The following is a 2160-nucleotide window of genomic DNA, read 5'->3' on the forward strand; positions in this document are numbered from 1 at the left end:
TCAGACGTATCGCCACTCGATACGACAAACTCGCATCAAACTTCCTCGCCGCTGTCCTACTCGGCTCCATCAGGCTATGGACCAGAATTTATGAGTCCACGACCTAGCCCCCTTTGCTGTATCCTGTCCCTGTCTGATCTGGAGACCCGGCAGATAAACGGCCGTGGCTTGCCTAAAACCCCAATCTGTCTCCATTTCCAGAAGACAGAAATCCTTCAGCAGCATAATCCCGCTGGCAAAAACCCCTGATTCTGCAGGCTCGTGGACAACTATGGCAGCAGTGGCTTTTCTCATGAATTTCTCCCGGATTCCGTCCCGGCCATGCTGGAATGAAAGGATTTACGGGTCAACAGGATCCGGCCGGATCAGGGGACAGCGGCACCAGAAACAGAAGGTCCAGCCGCCGGGGCAGCAGATTTCCTTTCTGAAAGCACCTCCCGGAAGGCCTTTTCCAGAACCCATTCCAGAACACCTTTCAGGCCGGTGTGCCTGTATTGTTGCGCAAGAAAATCCTTGAGACTTTCCAGGGTTCTGCCCGCCAGTACTTTTTCATACGGTACTTTTTTTTCATCTTCATCCGGCACGTCCCTGTCTGTGGCGGCCGCCCTGAAAGCACCGGCCAGAGTGTCCCTAGGCCTTGTTTCCAGACCCGTGGCCACATATTTCGGATCAAGGCAGTGTTCAAGACACTTCAGGATTTCCGCAGCCTTCCGCAGAAAAGGCACATCGGCCACATCCCTCAGATATATATTGTTGCCGGTTTCCCGGCCAACGGATGAAAGAACATGCAACACCTGATCCTTTTGCAGATACCCGGCAGCCAGCAGAACAGCCATGGCTGTCGGTACGTCATGAAGAGGGACCTTGACCGCAACCCGCTGCCCCACAGGAGTATCAAGAAAACGTATGGCATGCTGGCGCAGAACCTGGGGAATGCCTGTATCAGGCTCCAAGGTCATATGCAGGAGCGTAACTGTATAATACCCGTATATATGGCTGTCATGAAGGCCAAATTCCACGATGGTCGCCGCTGGAGGGGCCGGAGAGGCTGACGCCTCTGAAGCTCCCTGATCTTCTGTTCCCATAACAACCCGCTCCGGCACCTTCCACCCTGGATCCGGCCATTATGTTGAAACGAAAGTATTTGGCAGTCAATCAGGCTTCTGGACACGCCAGTCCTGCTGCAGAAACAGGGGCAGATACGAGAACATACTGATCCTTGAAGGCTCTCACCAGTTGCTCGCGCAGTTTTATCTGGCTGCGTACCCCTACACCAGTATCTATTACCCTGTACAAGGCCCACCGGGCCGTTGCTGCCATTCCGAGAAAGGGAAGGTCGCGGGCACTCCTGATGCGATGATTCATACGGGCATATCTGTTCGCCGCGGCCATCATTTCATCAGCCCTGTCTTTCCCAAGGCAACCTGTCCCTGCCAGGACCCCCAGACCTGTACGTACATCATCCAGCGGCAGGTCAATATGCATGACCTTTCCCAACCTTCCTACTCTCGTAATACTGGAGCACACTGCATGGTTCCTGAGGGTATCCGGAAAAATTTCAGTGTCTGTCGCTCTTATAATCAGGGTCCCGGGTATAACGGCTCCGTAATGTTTTTCGTCAGTGATATTCCACCCGCGGATATCCAGCACGACCCCCTGGACACGCTGGATGATGCACGGAATCTTCTGGTTTGCGCTACTCATGACAGTTTCTCCCGATATTCGAAAAAGCCTGTGTGGATTTCCGGAAGAAATCTGGAATGAAAGTAATTACCGGTCAATCTCACCGAACACGATGTCCAAAGATCCGATGATGGCCACGGTGTCGGCCAGCAGGTGGCCCTTTGACATGAACTCCAGCGCCTGGAGGTGGGAAAAGCCCGTGGGGCGTATCTTGCACCGCCAGGGACGGTTGGTGCCGTCGGACACCAGGTACACGCCGAACTCGCCCTTGGGCGCTTCCACCGCGGCGTAGGTCTCGCCGGCCGGCACCGAGTAGCCCTCGGTGAACAGCTTGAAGTGGTGGATCAGCGCTTCCATGTCGTCCTTCATCTCCTCGCGCGAGGGCGGCGAGACCTTGAAGTTGCGGGCCATCACCGGGCCGGGGTTGCGGCGCAGCCAGTCGATGCACTGCTTGATGATGCGGTTGGACTGGCGCAT

At 55.2% G+C, this 2160-nt stretch carries 5 protein-coding genes; 1 reads left to right on the forward strand and 4 read right to left on the reverse strand.

Annotation, left to right across the window (positions count from 1 at the left end; genetic code table 11):
* The coding region (locus tag M3O22_09210; protein ID MDP9196918.1) for an IS5/IS1182 family transposase at positions 1–107 on the forward strand (107 nt) is incomplete at its 5' end.
* Here the strand turns inward: M3O22_09210 and M3O22_09215 are convergent.
* From M3O22_09215 to M3O22_09230, 4 genes are all read right to left on the reverse strand, one after another.
* Positions 70–294 carry a hypothetical protein gene (locus tag M3O22_09215; protein ID MDP9196919.1) on the reverse strand — a complete coding sequence of 75 codons (225 nt, stop codon included), beginning with the start codon at positions 292–294 and terminating at the stop codon, positions 70–72. The two genes, M3O22_09210 and M3O22_09215, sit on opposite strands and share 38 nt — an antisense overlap.
* 71 nt (positions 295–365) lie before the next feature.
* On the reverse strand, positions 366–1085 hold the full coding sequence (locus M3O22_09220; GenBank protein ID MDP9196920.1) for a hypothetical protein: 720 nt from the start codon (positions 1083–1085) through the stop codon (positions 366–368).
* Between the two features lie 70 nt (positions 1086–1155).
* Positions 1156–1704, reverse strand: a complete 549-nt coding sequence (locus tag M3O22_09225; protein ID MDP9196921.1) for a hypothetical protein — start codon at positions 1702–1704, stop codon at positions 1156–1158.
* A gap of 66 nt (positions 1705–1770) precedes the next feature.
* Positions 1771–2160 (reverse strand): NADH-quinone oxidoreductase subunit D (locus M3O22_09230; GenBank protein ID MDP9196922.1); only part of this gene is annotated, 390 nt, incomplete at its 5' end.

This window comes from Pseudomonadota bacterium, assembly GCA_030775045.1.
Taxonomy (GTDB): domain Bacteria; phylum Pseudomonadota; class Alphaproteobacteria; order JALYJY01; family JALYJY01; genus JALYJY01.